The 18,244-nt window shown below is 57.8% G+C and carries 18 protein-coding genes; 9 read left to right on the top strand and 9 right to left on the bottom strand.

The window, feature by feature from the left end; genetic code table 11:
• Positions 1 to 61: 61 nt before the first annotated feature.
• Positions 62 to 952: an acyltransferase gene (locus KZO34_RS09495; RefSeq protein ID WP_219476000.1), complete on the top strand. Its 891-nt coding sequence runs from the start codon at positions 62 to 64 to the stop codon at positions 950 to 952.
• A gap of 18 nt (positions 953 to 970) precedes the next feature.
• Here KZO34_RS09495 and KZO34_RS09490 read toward each other — a convergent pair whose 3' ends face one another.
• From KZO34_RS09490 to KZO34_RS09480, 3 genes are all read right to left on the bottom strand, one after another.
• On the bottom strand, positions 971 to 1,180 hold the full coding sequence (locus tag KZO34_RS09490) for a hypothetical protein (RefSeq protein ID WP_219475998.1): 210 nt from the start codon (positions 1,178 to 1,180) through the stop codon (positions 971 to 973).
• Positions 1,181 to 1,240: 60 nt separating this feature from the next.
• The gene (locus KZO34_RS09485) at positions 1,241 to 3,229 is read right to left on the bottom strand and encodes a ribonuclease R family protein (RefSeq protein ID WP_219475996.1); all 1,989 of its coding nucleotides are present in this window, start codon (positions 3,227 to 3,229) and stop codon (positions 1,241 to 1,243) included.
• Between the two features lie 83 nt (positions 3,230 to 3,312).
• Positions 3,313 to 3,987 (bottom strand): Fe2+-dependent dioxygenase, encoded by a 675-nt coding sequence (locus KZO34_RS09480; protein WP_219475994.1) that lies wholly within the window; start codon positions 3,985 to 3,987, stop codon positions 3,313 to 3,315.
• Positions 3,988 to 4,120: 133 nt separating this feature from the next.
• Here KZO34_RS09480 and KZO34_RS09475 point away from each other — a divergent pair, with 133 nt between their 5' ends.
• Positions 4,121 to 5,221, top strand: a complete 1,101-nt coding sequence (locus KZO34_RS09475; RefSeq protein WP_219475993.1) for a hypothetical protein — start codon at positions 4,121 to 4,123, stop codon at positions 5,219 to 5,221.
• A gap of 48 nt (positions 5,222 to 5,269) precedes the next feature.
• Here the strand turns inward: KZO34_RS09475 and KZO34_RS09470 are convergent, their stop codons facing one another.
• The 3 genes from KZO34_RS09470 to KZO34_RS09460 all read right to left on the bottom strand — a co-directional run bounded on the left by KZO34_RS09470 (position 5,270) and on the right by KZO34_RS09460 (position 8,914).
• The gene (locus KZO34_RS09470) at positions 5,270 to 5,719 is read right to left on the bottom strand and encodes a DUF411 domain-containing protein (RefSeq protein WP_219475990.1); all 450 of its coding nucleotides are present in this window, start codon (positions 5,717 to 5,719) and stop codon (positions 5,270 to 5,272) included.
• Between the two features lie 141 nt (positions 5,720 to 5,860).
• Complete coding sequence (locus KZO34_RS09465; RefSeq protein ID WP_219475987.1) at positions 5,861 to 8,476, bottom strand: heavy metal translocating P-type ATPase; 2,616 nt, start codon at positions 8,474 to 8,476, stop codon at positions 5,861 to 5,863.
• A 6-nt stretch (positions 8,477 to 8,482) separates the two neighbouring features.
• Entirely contained in the window at positions 8,483 to 8,914 is a 432-nt protein-coding gene (locus KZO34_RS09460) for a MerR family transcriptional regulator (RefSeq protein WP_219475985.1), read from the bottom strand.
• Between the two features lie 349 nt (positions 8,915 to 9,263).
• On the opposite strand from KZO34_RS09460, the gene KZO34_RS09455 reads away from it, so the two are divergent.
• The 7 genes from KZO34_RS09455 to KZO34_RS09425 all read left to right on the top strand — a co-directional run bounded on the left by KZO34_RS09455 (position 9,264) and on the right by KZO34_RS09425 (position 14,937).
• A complete protein-coding gene (locus KZO34_RS09455; RefSeq protein WP_219475983.1) occupies positions 9,264 to 9,962 on the top strand; it encodes a hypothetical protein in 699 nt (232 codons plus the stop codon).
• A gap of 1 nt (position 9,963) precedes the next feature.
• Positions 9,964 to 10,944 (top strand): DUF4365 domain-containing protein, encoded by a 981-nt coding sequence (locus KZO34_RS09450; RefSeq protein ID WP_219475980.1) that lies wholly within the window; start codon positions 9,964 to 9,966, stop codon positions 10,942 to 10,944.
• A 170-nt stretch (positions 10,945 to 11,114) separates the two neighbouring features.
• Positions 11,115 to 11,609 (top strand): hypothetical protein, encoded by a 495-nt coding sequence (locus KZO34_RS09445; protein ID WP_219475979.1) that lies wholly within the window; start codon positions 11,115 to 11,117, stop codon positions 11,607 to 11,609.
• Positions 11,610 to 11,881: 272 nt separating this feature from the next.
• A complete protein-coding gene (locus tag KZO34_RS09440) occupies positions 11,882 to 12,262 on the top strand; it encodes a hypothetical protein (RefSeq protein ID WP_219475978.1) in 381 nt (126 codons plus the stop codon).
• Positions 12,263 to 12,473: 211 nt separating this feature from the next.
• Positions 12,474 to 12,776 carry a type II toxin-antitoxin system RelE/ParE family toxin gene (locus KZO34_RS09435; RefSeq protein WP_219475977.1) on the top strand — a complete coding sequence of 101 codons (303 nt, stop codon included), beginning with the start codon at positions 12,474 to 12,476 and terminating at the stop codon, positions 12,774 to 12,776.
• A complete protein-coding gene (locus KZO34_RS09430) occupies positions 12,766 to 13,854 on the top strand; it encodes a HigA family addiction module antitoxin (RefSeq protein ID WP_219475976.1) in 1,089 nt (362 codons plus the stop codon). The genes KZO34_RS09435 and KZO34_RS09430 overlap by 11 nt, the downstream gene beginning before the upstream one ends.
• Positions 13,855 to 14,079: 225 nt before the next feature.
• Positions 14,080 to 14,937: an AraC family transcriptional regulator gene (locus KZO34_RS09425; RefSeq protein ID WP_219475975.1), complete on the top strand. Its 858-nt coding sequence runs from the start codon at positions 14,080 to 14,082 to the stop codon at positions 14,935 to 14,937.
• Here KZO34_RS09425 and KZO34_RS09420 read toward each other — a convergent pair.
• From KZO34_RS09420 to KZO34_RS09410, 3 genes are all read right to left on the bottom strand, one after another.
• Positions 14,899 to 15,486 carry a LysE family translocator gene (locus KZO34_RS09420; protein ID WP_257900372.1) on the bottom strand — a complete coding sequence of 196 codons (588 nt, stop codon included), beginning with the start codon at positions 15,484 to 15,486 and terminating at the stop codon, positions 14,899 to 14,901. The two genes, KZO34_RS09425 and KZO34_RS09420, sit on opposite strands and share 39 nt — an antisense overlap.
• Positions 15,487 to 15,569: 83 nt before the next feature.
• Positions 15,570 to 15,893 carry a hypothetical protein gene (locus KZO34_RS09415; RefSeq protein WP_219475973.1) on the bottom strand — a complete coding sequence of 108 codons (324 nt, stop codon included), beginning with the start codon at positions 15,891 to 15,893 and terminating at the stop codon, positions 15,570 to 15,572.
• A gap of 51 nt (positions 15,894 to 15,944) precedes the next feature.
• The gene (locus KZO34_RS09410; protein WP_219475971.1) at positions 15,945 to 18,212 is read right to left on the bottom strand and encodes a putative bifunctional diguanylate cyclase/phosphodiesterase; all 2,268 of its coding nucleotides are present in this window, start codon (positions 18,210 to 18,212) and stop codon (positions 15,945 to 15,947) included.
• Between the last annotated feature and the right edge of the window lie 32 nt (positions 18,213 to 18,244).

Genomic DNA, 18,244 nt, shown 5'->3' with positions numbered 1-18,244 from the left:
GAGGTTCGGTGGTTGTTATCATTGCCACCCATTTCGGCAAAACAACCACAACAGGAATCGTATGCTCAGTTTCCTTCCCGCTCCCGTTATTGGTGTCCTCAATTCCATCCTGCTCGGCATCAACACCCTGTTCTGGTGCATTCTGCTGTACATCCCGGCGATCCTTAAACTGATTGTCCCGATCAAGGGTTTTCGGGTGCTCTGCACCCGGGTGATCATTGCCATTGCCGAGGCCTGGGTGGCCTGTAATGTCGGTTGGATGAAACTGACTCACGGCACCGAATGGGATGTGAAAGGCGCCGAGCACCTGAAGCGGGAAAGCTGGTATCTGGTGCTCAGTAACCACCAGAGCTGGGTGGATATTCTGGCAATGCAACGGGTGTTTAACCGCCGGGCACCGTTTCTGAAGTTTTTCCTGAAACAGCAGCTGATCTGGGTACCGGTGATCGGCCTGGCCTGGTGGGGGCTGGATTTCCCCTTCATGAAACGCTACACCCGCGAGTATCTGATCAAGCATCCGGAAAAGCGTGGCGAGGACCTCAAGGCCACCCGCATTGCCTGCGAGAAATTCCGTTATACGCCGGTCAGCGTCATGAACTTCGTCGAAGGCACCCGGTTCACCCAGGCCAAGCACGACAAGCAGAAATCTCCCTACACCCACCTGCTCACGCCGAAGGCCGGTGGTGTGGCGTTTGTGCTGGATGCCATGGGCGATTCCATCCAGACCCTGGTGGATGTCACCATCGCCTACCCCGGCGGTGCGCCGACGTTCTGGGACTTCATCTGCGGCCGTGTGCAGGAGATCAAGATGGAGATCCACACCGTAGAGATCCCCGAGCACCTCAAGGGGCGGGACTATTCAACGGACGCGGAACACCGCAAGAATGTGAAAGACTGGCTGGCCGCTCAGTGGCGGGCCAAGGACGAACGCCTGCAGCGGATGTTGGGCTGACAGCACCGGAAAGAGGGCTTATTCCTTGCTGTCCTCGTCCTCCTCCACTTCATCCGGGTGTTCGCGCTTGTAGCGCTCCCACTCTTCCCAGTCATGGGGCGTGCCGGCGTGGGGCCGGCGCAGGTGCCTGGCATGCTCCATGGCATTGTGCCGAAGGCTGTGGTCCCGTTCCTCGTCGTCCTTGTCGAAACCGTACTTCTTCAGAAATTCGTTAGGCGTGATGGGCATGGCGCACCTCCCTCAAAGGATGTTCTTCTCTGATTACGATGCGCCTGCCCTGACGGTTTTTCAACCGGCGCTGGCCGGCTTGCCGGTGGCCGGGATTTCCTCCGCCTCCACCAGCTTGAAGTTGATCTGGCGGCGTTCCTCGTCGACCCCGGCAAAACTGACTTTCACCGGCTGCTCGATCTGGAAAATCCGACCGTTCTTGTTGTGAATCAGGCGCAGGGTCACCGGATCAAAGCCGTATTTGCCGTCCAGATCCTTGCAGCTGACAAAGCCTTCCAGACCGTTGGTGTCCAGGCGGACGAAGAAGCCGGCCGGCACCGTGCGGCTGATGACGCCAGTCATGACGTCGTCGCCCAGGGTCTTGGCAAAGTCGCTTTTCAGCCAGGCTTCCAGGCTGTTGGCCGCCTGGCGAGCCCGGATCTGGGCCTGCTGCAGGCGCTCCAGCTGTTCCTCAGTGAGGGCGTTCATCGGGGTATCCCAGAGCGCGGCTTTGATCAGGCGGTGCACATAGAAATCGGAGAACTTCCGCAGTGGTGACGTGAAGGTGGTGTAGGCGTCCAGTCCCATGCCCTGGTGGGGCGCGGCCTTGAAGCCCAGTTCCGCACGGGCCAGCTGGCGGGAGATGATCGCCTTGACCGGCACCTCGGCGTCGAGCTCTTCCGTGTGTTTCATCAGCTCGCGGAAGCCGTGCGCGCTGTTGGCGTCGACCTCGGACAGGTGCGGGGCGTGGCTTTCCAGCAGCGCACGGATGTTGTCGATGCGGTCGTCCCGCAGCCCCGGATGCTGGATGAACAGGCCCGAGGCCTGGCGAGCCAGGAAATCCGCCGCGCAGCGGTTGGCGGCCACCATGCATTCCTCGACCAGGCGATGGGCCTCGTTCTGGACCGAGGGTTCGATCAGGCGGATGCGCTTGTTTTCATCCAGACGGAGCCGGAACTCGGGCCGGTCCCCACTGAGCAGGGCATGCTCGCTGCGCCACTTGCGCAGAGCGATCGCCACCTGATGCAGCTGATCCAGGCTGTTGGCCACGGCGTCGGGCAGTGCCTTGATGTCGTCGTCTTCACGGCCTTCGATCAGGTTGGCCACCAGCTCGTAGCTGAGCTTGCGCTGGGACCGGATGACCGCCTGGTGGAAGCTGTAGTCCCCCAGGCTGCCGTCGTTGTTGACCTGCAGGTCACACACCAGCGCCAGCCGGTTGACGTCGGGCATCAGTGAGCACAGGCGAGTGCTCAGGCTGTCCGGGAGCATGGGCAGTGGTTCGCCCGGAAAGTAGATCGCCGTGGCACGATTGAAGGCTTCCTGTTCGGCCGGGCTTCCGGGTTCGATCAGTGAGGTCGGGTCGGCAATGGCGATCGACAGGGTCCAGCCGGTGGCGTTCGGCTCAGCCAGCAGCGCATCGTCCATGTCCTGGGTGCCCGGGCTGTCGATGGTCACATAGGGCTGCGCGGTGCGATCCTGCCGCTCGGTTTCCCGCGCTTCAATCGCTTGCTCATCCAGGCTGTCGGCCTGGGCCTGGACCGGTTCCGGCCAGGTGTCCGTCAGATCGAAGGTTGCCAGGGTGAGCGAGCGTTCAATGCCCGGTTCACCGGCCTTGCCGATCACCCTCAGTATCCGGGCCTGGCCCTTGCCGTCCTTGATCGGATGCTTGTGGATCTCGCAATAGATGTAATCGTCGGGCTGGGCGTTCATGCGCTCTTTCGGCGGAATGAAAATCCAGCGGTTGATGCCCGGTGTTTCCGGCACCACGAAATGGCCCTTGCCCTTGACCAGGTATCGGCCGACAAAGGTGGTCAGCCGGGTTTCCAGCAGTTCGTCCACGACACCCTGGGTCTTGCCCTTGTCCACTTCCTGTTCGGTCACGTTCACCCGGTCGCCGGGCAGGACTTTTTGCATCTCCTCGGGCGGCAGGAACACGTCCCGTCCCTCATCCAGGGCGACGAACCCGAATCGGCCGTTCGTGGCCTTGACGGTGCCGGGATAGACCACCTTGTTTTCTTCGATGTCGGATTTCAGCTGGCGCAACTGGCTGAGAGCGTCGGCATTGAGCATGAATGAACCTGGCTGGGAATAATGAATGTTGGGGCGGAGTATAACGGTTATGGGGCCATGCGTCAGATAGCGGACTTCCCAAACTAGATTTCGGTCCAGAAACGCTGGAGATTGGCCAGCGACTTGGTGAGCAGGTCGAACTCGGCGGTCTTGCCTTCCCGCTCAAACAGCTGCCGGCGCGCGGTGTCGAGATCGAACAGCACCTCCCGCTGGGCCGGGTCCCGGATGGTGCTCTGGATCCAGCCGATGGCCACCCTGCGCTGGCCGCGGGTGACCGGTTCCACCCGATGCAGGGTGGAGGAGGGATAGATCACCACGGAGCCGGCGGGGAGTTTGTAGGACTGTTCCCCGGCGGTGGTGTCGGTGACCAGCTCGCCGCCGTCGTAGCTGTCCGGATCGTCCAGGAACAGGGTAAAGGAGATGTCGGTCCGCAGCCGGCCTGGCCCGCGGCCCATCACCGGGTCATCCACGTGGTTGCCATAGGTCATGCCGTCCCGGTACCGGCTGAACAGGATGGGGGTCATCTTCGCCGGCCGAACCGCCATCTGGAAAACCGGATGCCCGGTGAGGGCCTTTTCCACTTCCGCCCGCAAGGCCTGGGCGGTCTCGTCGGCCACCTGCATCTGTTCGTTGTTCTTGACCAGACGGGCATGCCAGCCTGCGGTCTTACGGCCGTCCTCAAAACGGCCGTTGTCCAGCGCCGAGCGCACGCGCTCAAGTTGTTCGGCGGCCAGAACCTCACCAATACACAGAATCATGCAGTCTCCAATTGTTAATACGAATAATTTGCAATCAACGCCCTGATTGAATCATCATGCACCACCATGAATGAACCATCAATCTTCCCGCTGTCCGTGCGTTTCCGGCGGCGGTCTTATTGAGGAGACCCGAATGCAAAACCAGAAACTCAAACTGTGGACCGGAATCGGTATGGCAACCCTGCTGGCCAGTTCCGGTGCCGTCGCTGATGATCACAACAAAGACCATCACGACGAGATGATGACATCCGGCGCCCACGGCGGCGAGGGTGGTGAACACCACGGCGGCGAAGGCGGTGAGCATCATGGCGGTGAAGCCGGCAAGCACCACGGTGGTGAGGGCGGCGAACATCACGGTGGCGAAGGTGGTGAAGGCCACGGTGGAGAAGGCGGCGAACATCATGGCGGCGAGGCCGGTGAGCATCACGGCGGTGAAGGTGGTGAAGGCCACGGTGGAGAAGGTGGCGAAAGCCATGGCGGCGAAGCCGGTGCTGCGTTCAGTTACTTTGCTGCCGGTGGTGAAGGTGGCGAAGGCGGAGAAGGAGGAGAAGGCGGCGAAGGTGGCGAAAGCGGCAGTGCCGTGTCCGCCGTTGACTCCGATGGGGCCTACGTTGCCATGCTCCAGATGATGCAGGGCCACATGCTGGCCGCGCGCGAGCTGATCAAATCCGGTGAAGCGTCCGAGGGTCGGCCGCACCTGACCCACCCCTGGGTTGAGGTCTACCCGATGGCCGAAGAAGGCCTGAAGCACCGCGGTCAGAACGATCTGGGTGAGCGCCTGGAAACGCTGGCTGAAAAAGCCGGAAGCGTTGAAAACTGGGGCGACATCAACAAGGAATTCCAGGCCGCCTGGGTTGCGACCGAGCAGGCCGTGAGCGCCGCCGACGGCAACAAGGGCCTGAGCGCAGCGAACGTCTCCAAGGTCGTCCTGTCACTGACCAAGCAGGCGGCACTGGAGTATGAAGAAGCGCTGGATGGCGATCGCTTTGTGGCGGTTCACGAATACCAGGACGGCCGGGGCTTTGTGCTGGCGGCCCGTGAGTACCTGGATAGCCACCAGAAAGAGCTCAAGAAGCAGAACAAGGAAGCCTGGCGTGATGCCAACAAGGCGCTGGACGAGCTCCAGACTGCCTGGCCGACCGCCGTTCCGCCGGAAAAACCGGCCGTTCCGGCCTCCAACCTCTACGCCGCCCAGGCCCGCCTGGAACTGGCGCTGGCGCCTTACCTCTACTGATAGAGGCCTATCACCGGGGCCAGTCCATTGGCCCCGGTTTTCCTTCCCTTAGTTGTATTCCGAGAACACCCGGGTCTGGCCCTTGTCGTTGAACATCAGGACCTGGTAGTGATCCTTGCGGTCCCCCATCTCCATGCCGGGAGAGCCCACCGGCATGCCCGGTACGCTCAGGCCCTTGGCTTGCGGTGCCTCGGCAATCAGGCGATGGATGTCGTCCGCCGGCACGTGCCCCTCGATGACGTAGTCACCGATAAACGCGGTGTGGCAGCTGGCCAGGGCCGGCGTCAGTCCGGCGTCGATCTTGACCGGGTTCAGGTTCTGGGTCTCCGTAACCTCCACCTCAAAGCCGTTCGCTTCCAGGTGCTTGACCCAATCGGTGCAGCAGCCACAGGTGGGCGACTTGTACACGTGAATGTTCTGGGCGGCGCCGGCGGCCAGCAGCGGTGTACTGAAGCCCAGTGCGGCCGTCAGGGCAAATCCAAGAGCCTGTTTCTTCATTACTACATCCTCGCTCAGATAATGGCTAGTGGTGGTTGTGGTCGTGTCCGGACGCGTCGCCGGTTGAGGGAGACAGCCAGAACCACCATACGATGGCGGCCATGAGCGCCACACCTCCAGCGTTGACCAATAGAGTAGTCATCAGTTCCGCACCTCTTGTTGATCGTGATCAGTCTTCGGTGCTTCCCGCCGGGCATCCTGTCCGGTCTTGAACCAACGCAAACGGTTGGCGTTGGTGACCACGGTGACCGACGACAGCGACATGGCCGCGCCCGCCAGGATCGGGCTCATCAGAATGCCCCAGACCGGGTACAGCAGCCCCGCGGCAATCGGAATACCGAGACTGTTGTAGATAAAGGCACCGAACAGGTTCTGATGAATGTTCTTTACGGTCGCCCGGGAGATCTGGATGGCGTCCGGCACGCCATGCAGGGAGCCCCGCATGAGGGTAATGGACGCACTTTCGATGGCCACGTCCGTGCCGGTGCCGATGGCAAATCCGACGTCGGCGGCGGCCAGGGCCGGGGCATCGTTGATGCCGTCACCCACCATGGCCACGGTGTAGCCCTTGCCGCGCATGGCGCTGACCACCTCGGCCTTGTCTTCCGGCAGGACCTCGGCGCGGTAGTCGTCAATGCCGGCCCGGGCGGCAATCGCCTTGGCGGTGGCATCGATGTCACCGGTGACCATCATGACCTTGATACCGGCCTCGTGCAGGCGCGCAATCGCCGCCTCGGAGTCGGGCTTGATGGCATCGGCCACGCCGATAACCCCCAGCACCGAGTCGCCCAGGGCAACGAACAGCGGGGTGCCGGCCTGATCGGTGATGTCCCGGGCGACGTCGTCCAGCCCCGACACTTCCAGGCCTTCGTTTTCCAGCCAGCGGCGGTTGCCCAGGCGAACGGGCTGGCCGTTGTAATCGCCCCGCACGCCCTTGCCGTTGAGGGCCTCGAAGTTACTAACGGATTCAAGGGTCACGCCATCGTCCTTGGCGCGCGCCACCACCGCTTCGGCCAACGGATGCTCGGAGTGCTGCTCGAGCCCGGCGGCAATGGCCAACAGCTTCTGTTCATCGCCATCGGTGGCGTGCATCCGGGTGACCGCCGGGTGGCCCTCGGTGATGGTGCCGGTCTTATCCAGGATCACCAGATCCAGCTTGCCGGCGGTCTGCAACGCATCGCCCTGGCGAATCAGAGCGCCGTATTCCGCGGCCTTGCCAACGCCCACCATCACCGACATCGGCGTCGCCAGGCCCAGGGCACAGGGGCAGGCGATGATCAGCACCGTGGTGGCTGCCACCATCATATGGACCACAGCCGGCTCCGGGCCTACGTTGTACCAGACCAGGGCCGCCACCACGGCAATCAGCATCACCGTGGGTACGAACACCGAGGAAATCTTATCGGCCAGCCGGCCAATGGCGGGCTTGGAGCCCTGGGCCTTCTTCACCAGCTGGATGATCTGGGCCAGCGCGGTTTCACTGCCGACCCGTGTGGCCGTGTAGATGATGGAACCGTGGGTATTCAGGGTGCCGGCGGAGACCTCATCGCCTTCGCCCTTGCTCACCGGCATGGGTTCACCGGTGAGCATGCTTTCGTCGATGCGGGTGGAACCCTCGGCAATCTCGCCATCCACCGGCAGCTTCTCGCCGGGGCGCACCCGGATCCGGTCGCCCTTGCGGACCTCTTCCACCGGAATATCTCGTTCCTCGCCATCGCGAATCACCCGGGCCGTCTTGGCGCGCAGGTCCAGCAGCCGCCGCACCGCTTCCGAAGTCTTGCCCTTGGCACGCAGCTCCAGGGCCTGCCCCAGGTTGATCAGGCCGATGATCATGGCGGACGCCTCGAAGTAGACGTGCCGGGCCATTTCGGGGAGCGCGCCCGGTATGCTGGCCACCACGATGGAATACAGCCAGGCGGTACCGGTACCCAGCGCGATCAGGGTGTCCATGTTGGCGTTGTGGTGCCGGAAGGCTTTCCAGGCGCCGGTGTAGAAATGACCGCCGGTGGCCGCCATCACCACCAGGGTAATCGCACCCAGTACCAGCCAGATCCCCTGGTTGGCTTCGGTCACCATCATGGTGCCGAAACCCATGCCCCAGACCATCAGGCCCAGACCCAGGGACAGGCTCACCGCCATCTTGATCAACAGGCTGCGGTAGGTCTTCTTATCCTGCGCCTGCTTGCGCTCGTCGGCCTCGTCTTCGTTCTCGATCACGCTGGCACCGTAGCCGGCGCTTTCGACCGCCTTAACCAGCGCTTTCGGATCGGCCTGGCCGGTGGCGGTGGCCGTGTTGTCGGCCAGGTTCATGTGGGCATGGGTGATACCCGGCACCGATTTCAGCGCCTTCTCAATGGTGTTCACACACGAGGCGCAGGTGGCGCCAGACACCGACAGGGCAATCTGACCGGCCCCATCGTTCGCCGCATCCGCGCTTTCGTGGGCGTGATCACCCTGGTTGGCCGCTTCCTCCGGGGCCTCCGGTTCCGGCGCCGGCTTTTGTTCCACGCTGCAGCAGCTGGATTCGGTCTTCCCGGAAACCGGCTCGGCCGGATAACCCGCCTCGGTCACCCGGCGGGCCGCGTCGTCCAGATCGATGTCGTCTGGCAGCGCGACGGTCTGTTCCTCCAGATTCACCTCCACCAGGTCCGGATTTCCGGTCAGTGGTTCCAGGGCGGCCCGAATCTTCTTGGCGCAGCCCTGGCACGAGGCGCCGGAAATGGACAGGGCGGTTTTCAATGCCGTTGTCTCAGTCATCGGTCTTCACTCCTCATGTCCGTTCACGGTCGACCCATCGTCCCAATGTTCAATCAGGCGGCAGATGGTGTGGCCGTCCGGGGTGCCATCGGGCATATCCCGCCAGGCCGAAAGCGCGCCTTTCATGCGCTCGCGCAGTTGCTGGAGTTCGGTGATCTCCCGCTCAACCTCGGCCAGTCGCTGCTCAAACACCTCGCGCACCATCGGGCAGGGCGAGTGGTGATCGTCGGCCTGATCGAGAATGGCCCGGATCTCCGGCAACGAAAAACCCAGCTGCCGGGCCTTGCGGGCAAAGCGCAGCCGGCGCAGGTCGTCGGTGCCGTACTGCTGGTAATTGTTCTCCGGATTACGGCTGGGGTTCAGCAGCCCTTCCCGGGTATAGAAACGCACGGTGTCTGGATTGACCGCCGCCGCTTCCGCTAACTGTTTGACTCTCATGGCTCATACCCCTGATTCAAGGTTGAACGGGTGTTTGGATACGCCAAACACGGACTGCTTCTGATGTATTACTGAGGATAGCGTAAAACCTGTGAGCAACTCATAGGTCAAAGGTTTTTTTGGGGATAAAAGCTGACCAGAGGCAAGGACGCGGGAGTAAAACATGGAAATCAAATGATTGGATGGCGGAGAGTGGTGGGCTGGGCTAAGCTGTTGTTTTATCGATTTGTTGGTGGTGAGTGGTGAGAGCGATTGGCCGTATTAACGAAGTAGTCAATTTTTTGCCAGAAAGTTGCGTGCCGCCTAATACCACCTGTTAGGCAAAAAGTAGAAAGAAGGTTTGGGTGAAATGTTTGAGGAAAAAGCGATAATTTTGCTGGGAGCAATGTTTTCGGCATTGATCGCTGGCTATTTTGCGTTCACCAACTTAGTGGCCTCTAAAGAAAACAAAATATCTGAGTTCAGGCAGGACTGGATAAACTTGCTCAGAGATTCGATTTCCTGTTATATCTCATCGCTTAGCTACCTATCCACGTTATATATTCACTATGCATCCCGTCCAGAAGAAAAACGAGACAAGTTCGAAATGGCTAGGGATGTGGAAAAAATATACGCAAAGGTCAATGAGTTATACAATGACATAATTTTTCGCATTAACGACATAGAGAAACGAAAGAAAGGCAAGGAGCTAAACGATGCCTTTCTATCTGCTCTTTACAAGACCCGGGAGCATTACCATAAAAATGAACTGGCTGAGGCGAGATCTGCTTGTGAGCCACTACGAGAGACTAGCAAGCCACTTCTAAAACATCAGTGGAAGCGAGTAAAAGCAGGTGAATGGAATTACAGAGTATCTAAATATCTAGCAGTGCTGGTTTTGATATCTGGCCTTGTGGCGGCGCTATTCAATGCTAATTACATATTGAGCAAGGGCGACGACATCACGGTAAGCCAAGAATCGCCCAATAAGTACAGTGACGCCTACCACACTGAGGTTTCGCCTACATTTCGCAGCCCCCCCAGGCTGATAGCGCTAGACACTTATTGATATGGAATTTCCAAAATTTAAGCCAACGGATTTTACGGAGCGTGCCGGTGTATTTGCGATCGCTGCTCAAGTAACAGCGCTCGGTTTGATCTTTCGAGAAACCCCAAACTCTGATGTTGGTATTGATGCGCAGATCGAACTTGTCTCGGGAGACCGCGCTTTGGGTAGCTTAATCGCGGTGCAAGCCAAGTCCGGGAAGTCATACCTGAATGACAAAGGCGATCACTTTGCCTTTTACCCGAAGGAGTCGCATAAGAATTATTGGGAAACTTTTCCGTTGCCGGTTGTGGTTATGTTGCACGATCCGGAGTCGGATATGGTCTATTTCTCTGATGCACGTTACTACTTATCAATTCCGGAACGGGAGCGCACTTACAATTACGTTCCAGTTTTTAAGCGAAATAATCTTAAAAATGCTTCGAAAGAGGACCTGTTTCAGCTTCCTTCTGTAGATCCGGGTGCATTCCTTGAAATGCCTGAATTGCTTAAGGAAATGGTGGAAACAGTTTTCTCCGATGCATCGTTTCCAGTGAGCTTCTTTGAAATATTTGTTCATTCGTTGACCAATTTGTGCCGCCATTCATTCTTTGACATGCAGATTCCGATTGATCTGGCCGAATACAATTTAGCGGCTGCACACTCGTCGTTTGGAGTGGGGGTAGGGTTTGAAACGCACGAGTTTTTGAATCGCTATGTTCGCTTTTTAATAGCGCAGAATTTGGTTCAAGTGGATTATTCTGACTACCTCATAGATTGGAACGAAAGGCAGATGTTGCCTTCGTTCCTAGCTCCGTTAACAGCAAGAGGGCGTGAGTTAATCAGCCACATCCGGGAAGTTGAAGGGGAGCTGTTCGAGCCAGATGAGTATCGGATGAGTGTAGCGTGCGAGCGGTTTGTCCGAATGTTTTACGCACCCTCTGATGAGCAACGTTTCGCGAAAATTGCATTGTTCAGTCAAAGGTACGGTTCAGCCGATGCCTAACAAGTGCAGGCACGGCGACACACACTACATTGCGCCTACGGCTCCATTTCGTGGGCGCGAATGCTGCAAGCGGTAGCAGGCAAGGATAGATTGTGAGTAATTCAAACCATTTTTCGGATAGGCTTAGAGAGCCGCTAAACGAGACAACAAGAAAAGTCCGAAGGAATTTGATGGCGGCATCTGTCGTAGGTGTGGTTTTTACTAAAGTTGGCCTCGTACCTTCAAAAATATCAGCTTTCGGTGTTGAGTTTACGTCGGCAAATCAGCAGGCCCTAATGACCTTATTGGCAGCGGCAATTGCTTACTTTGCAATTAGTTTTATCGTTTATGTGTACTCTGAACTTACCGCTTGGCAAGTTGTTCTCGCATCCAAGGAGCTAGAGGAACTAAAGCAGGCGGAGAAAAATAATGAAATTAAAATATTTGGCACCATAGGCGCAAACAAATATGAAGGGCATTTGAAGTTTCTAAACTTCAAAACTAAGCCAACATTTTTCATTCGGCTAGTAGTTGAGCTGGTCATACCAATAGTTTTTGCCGTTTATTCTGGCATTGCTTTATTGTCAGCAGAGCCAGAATTATCAATAGAGTTTGAAACTTCGGTGCAACAGCCTGCTAACAAGTCAAGCCAGCAGGACGCCAGCAAAGCTGGCGCCTTTGTTTGAGGCGTTAGGCATTTATGAGACTAGATCAAGCATCAGCCCAAAAGTATAGAGAAAGCCCCATCACCGATATTTCGTCGGGGATTATATACTATGTGCACACGGGTCGAAACGCATGGCACAGTACCTGGATCACGCGTTATTCCAACGGATGTATGCACACGACTATGGAGTCAGCGACAGATTACGCGGAAGGGATGAGGACTAAAGGCACTGTCTTCTATATCAAACAACTGCCATGTCTAGTGTTCCGGACTAAGAATTGGTCGTTATTGGTGACTGAGATTAATTCCCGGAATCCGCTGGCGGGTTACTCGCCTGATGCTACCTTGAAAGAGGCTCCCTCTGGTGCTACCAAGATAAATGGCGCAATAGACAACTATATGGCCATCGGTGCGCCACTTAACGGTGTAGCTCTCTCGTTCATGTCGGATAGCCGGTTTTGGAACGTAAGGCCGTCACCTAAGAACTCCGTTATTTTACTTTCATGTTTTGATTCTGGCTTACAAGTTGAAGCGCTGCCCTCAGGAGGCTTGAAGGCCTTCAAGTCAATTTCAAATGGCGGAAATTATTACTTGGGCTGGGCCAAGAAAGAGTCTGACGTTAAAAGTGTGGGCGTTTTAAACTTGGCAAAAAAAGTAAAGCCTCACAAATAGTTGCAGTACGTTCCGGGCCGAACGGCCCTCCACCGGGCGCCCTTTTTCCCTCCCTTCGCTACGAAAGGGCCGCTGAACAAAAGCGTTAAGCTCGCCTCTGTTCTCACCACTCCCTAAGCCAGTCGACCCGAGTATTTTCATCGCGTATACTCTTCACCCCAAGGGTGAACGATTCTCCTCCGAATTTGTCTACACTTAGGGTACACCGATTTTGAAAGTCGAGTTTCGCAAGAAAAAGCTAGAAAAGTGCTTTAAGCAGCAGAAACACGCAGTTAAAGAATTCGGCGATCAGGTCGCTCGAAAATACATCCAGCGTATCGAAATCATCAAATCGGTGGCGAACCTTGATGATCTTATGGGGTTGCCAGGCCTGAGGTGCCACCCCCTTAAGGGAAAGCGCCAGGGTCAATACGCGGTCAAGCTCACGGGATTTTACAGGTTGATATTCACTGTTGATGGCGACTGCTTGAACATTGCGATGATTGAAGAAGTGAGTAAGCACTATGATGACTGAACAAGCACATATGTCAGATTTAGCTATACCACCGGGAGAGTATCTGGAGGAAGTGCTTGAAGAGATGGGCGTCAGTCAGGCGGAATTAGCCCGTCGAATGGGGCGTCCCCCTCAAGCTATCAACGAGATATTGAAAGGTGAAAAAGCGATTACACCAGAGACCGCACTACAGCTAGAGCAAGTAGTAGGTGTGCCCGCGTATTTCTGGAGCAACTTGGAAGCCAGTTATCGATTGGTTCTTGCTAAAAAAGTAGACGAACAAAAGGCTGAAGGTGAGGTGGAGGTTGCTTCGTCCTATCCATATTTGGAGCTCTCCAAGTTGGGCTTAGTTGAGAAAACCAGAAATACAATCTGTAAGGTCAAAGAGCTCAGAAGATTTTTTGGTGTTTCTTCGCTTTTTAATATAGGTGAAGTAAAAGAGTATTCACCCGCATTTAGGCAGGTTGAAAAGGACAGCATGTCTCATGAAGCCCTTGCTGCGTGGTTGAGAGCTGGCCACATTGTGGCATCCGGTAAAAATACAAAAGACTTTAATGCCGAGAGACTAAATGACTGCTTATCTGATATCAAAAGTCTTACCTTTGAGACTGACCCCAATATCCTAATTGAAAATCTTGGGAAGCTATTGGCAAGTTGTGGTGTTGCTTTAGTCTTGATCCCTCATTTTCCTAAGACCTACACAACGGGTGCAACCTTTTGGGTAGATAAAAAGAAAGCAGTAATAATGATGTCTCTTAGGGGTAGTTGGTCCGACATTTTCTGGTTCAGTTTAATGCATGAAATAGGGCATATTTTGTTGCACGATAAAAGAGCAACATTTCTAGAAAATGGCCAAAGCGACCCGCAATATCTTAAACAAGAGAAAGAGGCGGATCTTTTTGCTCAAAAGACATTAATTCCTGCAAAGGAGTACAATGAGTTTTTGAGCAAACATGATTTTTCTGCGAGTTCTATTGAGAGCTTTTCAAAAAAAATTGGGATTTTTCCTGGAGTCGTGACTGGTCGCTTACAGTTTGATGGTTTGCTGCCTCACACAGTGCATCACCACAGAATTAGGTTTAAGTGGAAGAAAGCTTAACAAATGGCTCAAGCCGACCGGTTTGCGCTGGCGCTCCAACCGGCGGTTTAGCCTGGCGTTCTTCGAGGACATGTTAGAAGGCTGCTGACTCTACAGCGCCTCAACCCCGCTTTTGTCATGCAGCGCCAAGGAGGTATTGGATAACGGAGCGCAGCTGGAGAGCTGAGCTTCTGCTAGTCTATTGCCAAGCGCACTGGCCCGGCAGACCCGTTCTGAGGCAACACCATGACCAACCCTAGCACCCCCGTTTTCTGGCGCGATGCCCGCATGCCCCATGTGGAATTGCGCAAAGTCGCGGATGGGCGCGAGGTTTGTTATGCCCTCCATACGCACCGGCACTGGTCAATCGGGGCGATTACCGCCGGCGAAAGTACGTTTCTCTACCGCAACGACCAGTATCACGTGGGCGAGGGCGCGCTGGTGTTGATGAATCCGGAATGGCCGCACGCCTGCAATCCGATTGATAACCAGCCCTGGGCGTATCTGATGCTGTATGTGGATACCAGCTGGCTGACCCGGTTGAGGTTTGAAGCCGGCCTGCTGGAGACCTGCGACTGGCAGGATATCGAGACGGCCGTGATCACCGATCCGGAGCAGTACCAGGGCTATTGCGCCATGGCCGAGAGCCTGCTGGACCCCGGGCGGGACCTGCTGGAAAAACAGAGCCGGGTGGCGGAGTATCTTCTGGACCTGATGCAGACGTTGGCCGGCCAACCCGCGGAAGCGGTGAAGCCGCCATCCGGCACGCTGGCGGCGGTGGCCGCTCATCTCGACAACCACTGTACGGACGAGATTTCCCTGGATGACCTGTGCGCCATGAGCGGCTACAGCCCCGGGCACCTGGTACGGGCCTTTCGACAGGCCTACGGCTTAACGCCCCACGCTTACCTGATCAACCGCCGCATTCAGCACGGGCAGAACGATCTGAAGCGCGGCACCAGTATTGCGGAAGCCGCCCTGAATGCCGGCTTTGCCGACCAGGCGCATTTTCAGCGAACCTTCAAACGGCTGGTTGCCGCCACCCCTAACCAATACCGGCAACCCTCAGTCCAGCAGCAGGAAAACGCAACTGCCGGCAAGTAACAACGCCAGGCAACGGTTAAAGGCCCGCAGAATGCCCGGTTGCTGCACCAACCGGCGAAGGCCTACGCCCACGTACACCCAACCCGCCAGTGACAACCAGCAGATGGGCAGATAGAGACCGGCAAACAGCCACAGCAGGGCCGTGTCGCCCCCGTCGGTGAACGCCCCGATACCGGCCACCGATGCCAGCCAGGCCTTCGGGTTCAGCCACTGCATCAGGGCGCCGGTGAGGAAGCCGGGTGCCGGGCGCGCTTCGTCATCGGCGAGGCGGCCATCGGCGGTCGCCAGCCGATAGCTCAGGTACAGCAGGAAGGCGATGCCCGCCCAACTTAGCCAGCGTTCAAACTCGGGGGCATACGCCAACAGCGAATGCAGGCCAAGGCCAACCGCGACAAACAGCGCGATGAAGCCCAGTGTGGCACCGGTAACGAACACCAGGCCCTGATACACCGGATACCGGGTACCGCTGCTCAGGCACACCAGATTCACTGGGCCGGGGGAGATGGAGGCAACCAGCGCAAAGGCGGACATGGGGAGAATGACAGACAGGCTCATGGATCAGGCTCTCGTTGGATCAGGAGCTTGAAGTGTGCCCGGGGTCCTGCGCTGGGTATTGAAGAAAATTGCGGTTCTTACCGTTGGACGGACTCTTTAGCCCGCAAAAACGTCCCGCAGGTACTGCACTGGTCCGGCGCCATCAGTTTGGCCTGCCAGCCGATCTTGTGGCCGCAGGCGGGGCAGGCCAGCTTGAGCTGGAGCACGATGATGGGGATGATGATCAGGGCAATCAAAACGCCCAGTGGGCCCCAGCTGTTGCCGCTGGACAGACCCAGCTGGCTGCTGAAGACCAGGATGACGGTCAGCGCCAGGAAGGCCGCAATGAAGTAATTCCGGTTCCAGCGCTCCCAACGCCGGATGATGCCGTCCTGTTCAGGGGTCAGGTATTTCGAAGCCATATCAACTCGCCTGTGGAATACAGTTCGTATGATGGGGATGGCGGGGCGGTTTTACAATTCGGAATCCACGGTCGTCCGACTCAGCAGCAGGCCCTCGGCCATGGCCCGTTCCAGCTCCGCGGCGGGAATCGGTCGGCTGATCAGGTAGCCCTGGGCCAGGTTGCAGCGGTGGTTCTTCAGGAAGGCCAGCTGCTCCTCGGTTTCCACGCCTTCGGCCACCACCTGAATGCCCAGGTTGTGGGCCAGGTTGATCACGGCGCGGGTGATCACGGCGTCATCGTGGCGTTCGGTGACCTCGGTGATGAAGGACCGGTCGATCTTGAGCAGGTCCACCGGGAAATCCCGCAGGTACCCCAGGGACGAATAGCCCACCCCGAAATCGTCGATGGCCAGGTGCACGCCCAGTTGGTGCAGGCGGGACAGCTGGGTCTGGTTGCGTTCGATGTTCTGGATGAAGATCTCTTCGGTCAGCTCCACTTCCAGGCGATCGGCCGGTACGTTCTCGGCTTCCAGGGCTTCCCGGATATGGTCCACCAGTTCCTCGTCGTCCAGTTCCCGGCCCGAGAGGTTCACGGCGATCCGCAGGTGTTCGTAGGGCGTGCCCTGCCACTTGGCCAGTTGCCGGCAGGCGGCCATGACCACCCAGCGTCCGATGTCGGTAATGCGGCCGCTTTCCTCGGCGAGCGGAATGAAATCCACCGGCGGCAGCAAGCCCCGGCGGGGGTGCTGCCAGCGGATCAGCGCCTCAACGCTGTTGATCTCGGAGCTCTCCAGGTCCAGCTGGGGCTGGAAGAAGAGCACAAATTCGTTGTGGGCCAGGGCCTGGCTCAGGTCCTTGTCCAGCTCCAGGCGCATCACTTCCCGGTCCTGCATGCCTTCGGTGTAGAACTGGTAGGTGTTCCGGCCCTGTTCCTTCGCCCGGTACAAGGCCACGTCGGCGTTGCGCAACAGGGTGTCGGCGTCCAGGCCACTCTGGGGGTAGACGGCAACGCCCATGGTGGCAGTGACGCCGTGCGCTTCGCCCTGCACCTCGAAGGGTTCCTCGAAACAGTGTTTTACCTGACCCAGCAAGTGGATGATGTCGTCGATGTCTTCCACCTGCTGCTGGCACAGCATGAATTCGTCACCACCGGAGTAGGCCACCAGGATGCGTTCGTTGCTCAGGCCGTTCAGCCGCTCGGACACCTTGATCAGCAGCTCGTCACCGAACTGGTGCCCCAGTGAGTCGTTCAGCATCTGGAAGCGGTCGAGGTCCAGCATCACCAGCGCTACCTGGCGCATCTGACGGTCGGCGATGTTCAGGGTGTGGGCCAGGTCTTCCATGAAGAAGCGACGGTTGGCGAGGCCGGTGAGGGTGTCGGTGGATTCCAGGCGGGCCAGGTCCTGTTGCATGGTCTTGCGCTGGTCGATCTCCCGGTCCAGTTGCCGGCGGGTTTTCAGCAGTGCCTGGTTGCGCTTGAGAATGAGCTGGACCAGCAGGGTGGTCAGGCTGGTGAGCAGGCCCATCAGCACCAGTGACACCAGGGTCAGCTTTGGCCAGGCGCTGCGCTGGCTCTGGACCCACTCTTCGGTCGGGTGCAGGACAAATGACCAGTTCAGGGTCGGCAGTTCCACCGGCTCTGTGTGGGAGAAGGAGGTGCTGGCGGTGCCGGAATCGTTGAGATCGTAGCTCACCTCGCCGTTGCTCAGGATTTCAATGCTGAAGGATTCCTTGACGCGGCTGGTCAGCAGCTGGCGTGCGAGCACTTCCATCCGGAACACACCGGCGATAAAGCCGTTGTTATCCGCTCCGGTGCCGACCGGGGCGTAGATGACCAGGCCTTTGCCGCCCTGGCGCAGGTCGATGATGCCCGAGATGTCGAATGTCCCGGTTGCTCTGGCGGCCTCCAGCGCTTGCCGCCGTTGCTCGGAAAAGGCGACGTTGAAGCCGATGACGTCCTCGTTGCCGGTGTAGGGCTCCAGCCACCGGATGATGAAATTGCGATCGATCCATTCGACGGCCTGGTAGACGCCGAAGTCCTCGAGGTAATGGCGTGCGTCCTCGCGCCAGATCGCTTCGGTGGTGTTGGGGGAGGCTTCGAGGCGCTGCGCCATGCGCTGAATGGCCTCGGCGTGAATGGTGAACTCGCGTTCCAGGTTGTTGGCCATGGCCCGCGCCTCGTTCGCGAGATTGGCCTCAATCTGCCGGGTGCCCTGCTGCGCAAGTCCGTAATAGAGGCCCGCAGCCAGCCCGAGAAAAACCAGAAAGATGACCACCGGAAAGGCAGGGTTGAGCAGGCCCCGCACAACGATGTTGGTGGCTGGTACCGGTTTTTCCACTATTTACTCCGTACGTGTCCTGTTTCCTGTCC

This window comes from Marinobacter sp. F4206, from assembly GCF_019392195.1.
In the GTDB taxonomy this organism is placed as follows: Bacteria; Pseudomonadota; Gammaproteobacteria; order Pseudomonadales; family Oleiphilaceae; genus Marinobacter.
The sequence above is the reverse complement of the archived record's forward strand: the minus strand, read 5'-3'. Positions and strand labels throughout refer to the sequence as shown.

Bases quoted from the DNA above. Each gene is read 5' to 3' on its own strand.
- KZO34_RS09445 (WP_219475979.1), top strand. From the start codon at position 11,115: ATGGCGGCATCTGTCGTAGGTGTGGTTTTTACTAAAGTTGGCCTCGTA.
- KZO34_RS09465 (WP_219475987.1), bottom strand. From the start codon at position 8,476: ATGACTGAGACAACGGCATTGAAAACCGCCCTGTCCATTTCCGGCGCC.
- KZO34_RS09475 (WP_219475993.1), top strand. From the start codon at position 4,121: ATGCAAAACCAGAAACTCAAACTGTGGACCGGAATCGGTATGGCAACC.
- KZO34_RS09460 (WP_219475985.1), bottom strand. From the start codon at position 8,914: ATGAGAGTCAAACAGTTAGCGGAAGCGGCGGCGGTCAATCCAGACACC.
- KZO34_RS09490 (WP_219475998.1), bottom strand. From the start codon at position 1,180: ATGCCCATCACGCCTAACGAATTTCTGAAGAAGTACGGTTTCGACAAG.
- KZO34_RS09455 (WP_219475983.1), top strand. From the start codon at position 9,264: ATGTTTGAGGAAAAAGCGATAATTTTGCTGGGAGCAATGTTTTCGGCA.
- KZO34_RS09430 (WP_219475976.1), top strand. From the start codon at position 12,766: ATGATGACTGAACAAGCACATATGTCAGATTTAGCTATACCACCGGGA.
- KZO34_RS09425 (WP_219475975.1), top strand. From the start codon at position 14,080: ATGACCAACCCTAGCACCCCCGTTTTCTGGCGCGATGCCCGCATGCCC.
- KZO34_RS09450 (WP_219475980.1), top strand. From the start codon at position 9,964: ATGGAATTTCCAAAATTTAAGCCAACGGATTTTACGGAGCGTGCCGGT.
- KZO34_RS09495 (WP_219476000.1), top strand. From the start codon at position 62: ATGCTCAGTTTCCTTCCCGCTCCCGTTATTGGTGTCCTCAATTCCATC.
- KZO34_RS09470 (WP_219475990.1), bottom strand. From the start codon at position 5,719: ATGAAGAAACAGGCTCTTGGATTTGCCCTGACGGCCGCACTGGGCTTC.
- KZO34_RS09480 (WP_219475994.1), bottom strand. From the start codon at position 3,987: ATGATTCTGTGTATTGGTGAGGTTCTGGCCGCCGAACAACTTGAGCGC.
- KZO34_RS09485 (WP_219475996.1), bottom strand. From the start codon at position 3,229: ATGCTCAATGCCGACGCTCTCAGCCAGTTGCGCCAGCTGAAATCCGAC.
- KZO34_RS09415 (WP_219475973.1), bottom strand. From the start codon at position 15,893: ATGGCTTCGAAATACCTGACCCCTGAACAGGACGGCATCATCCGGCGT.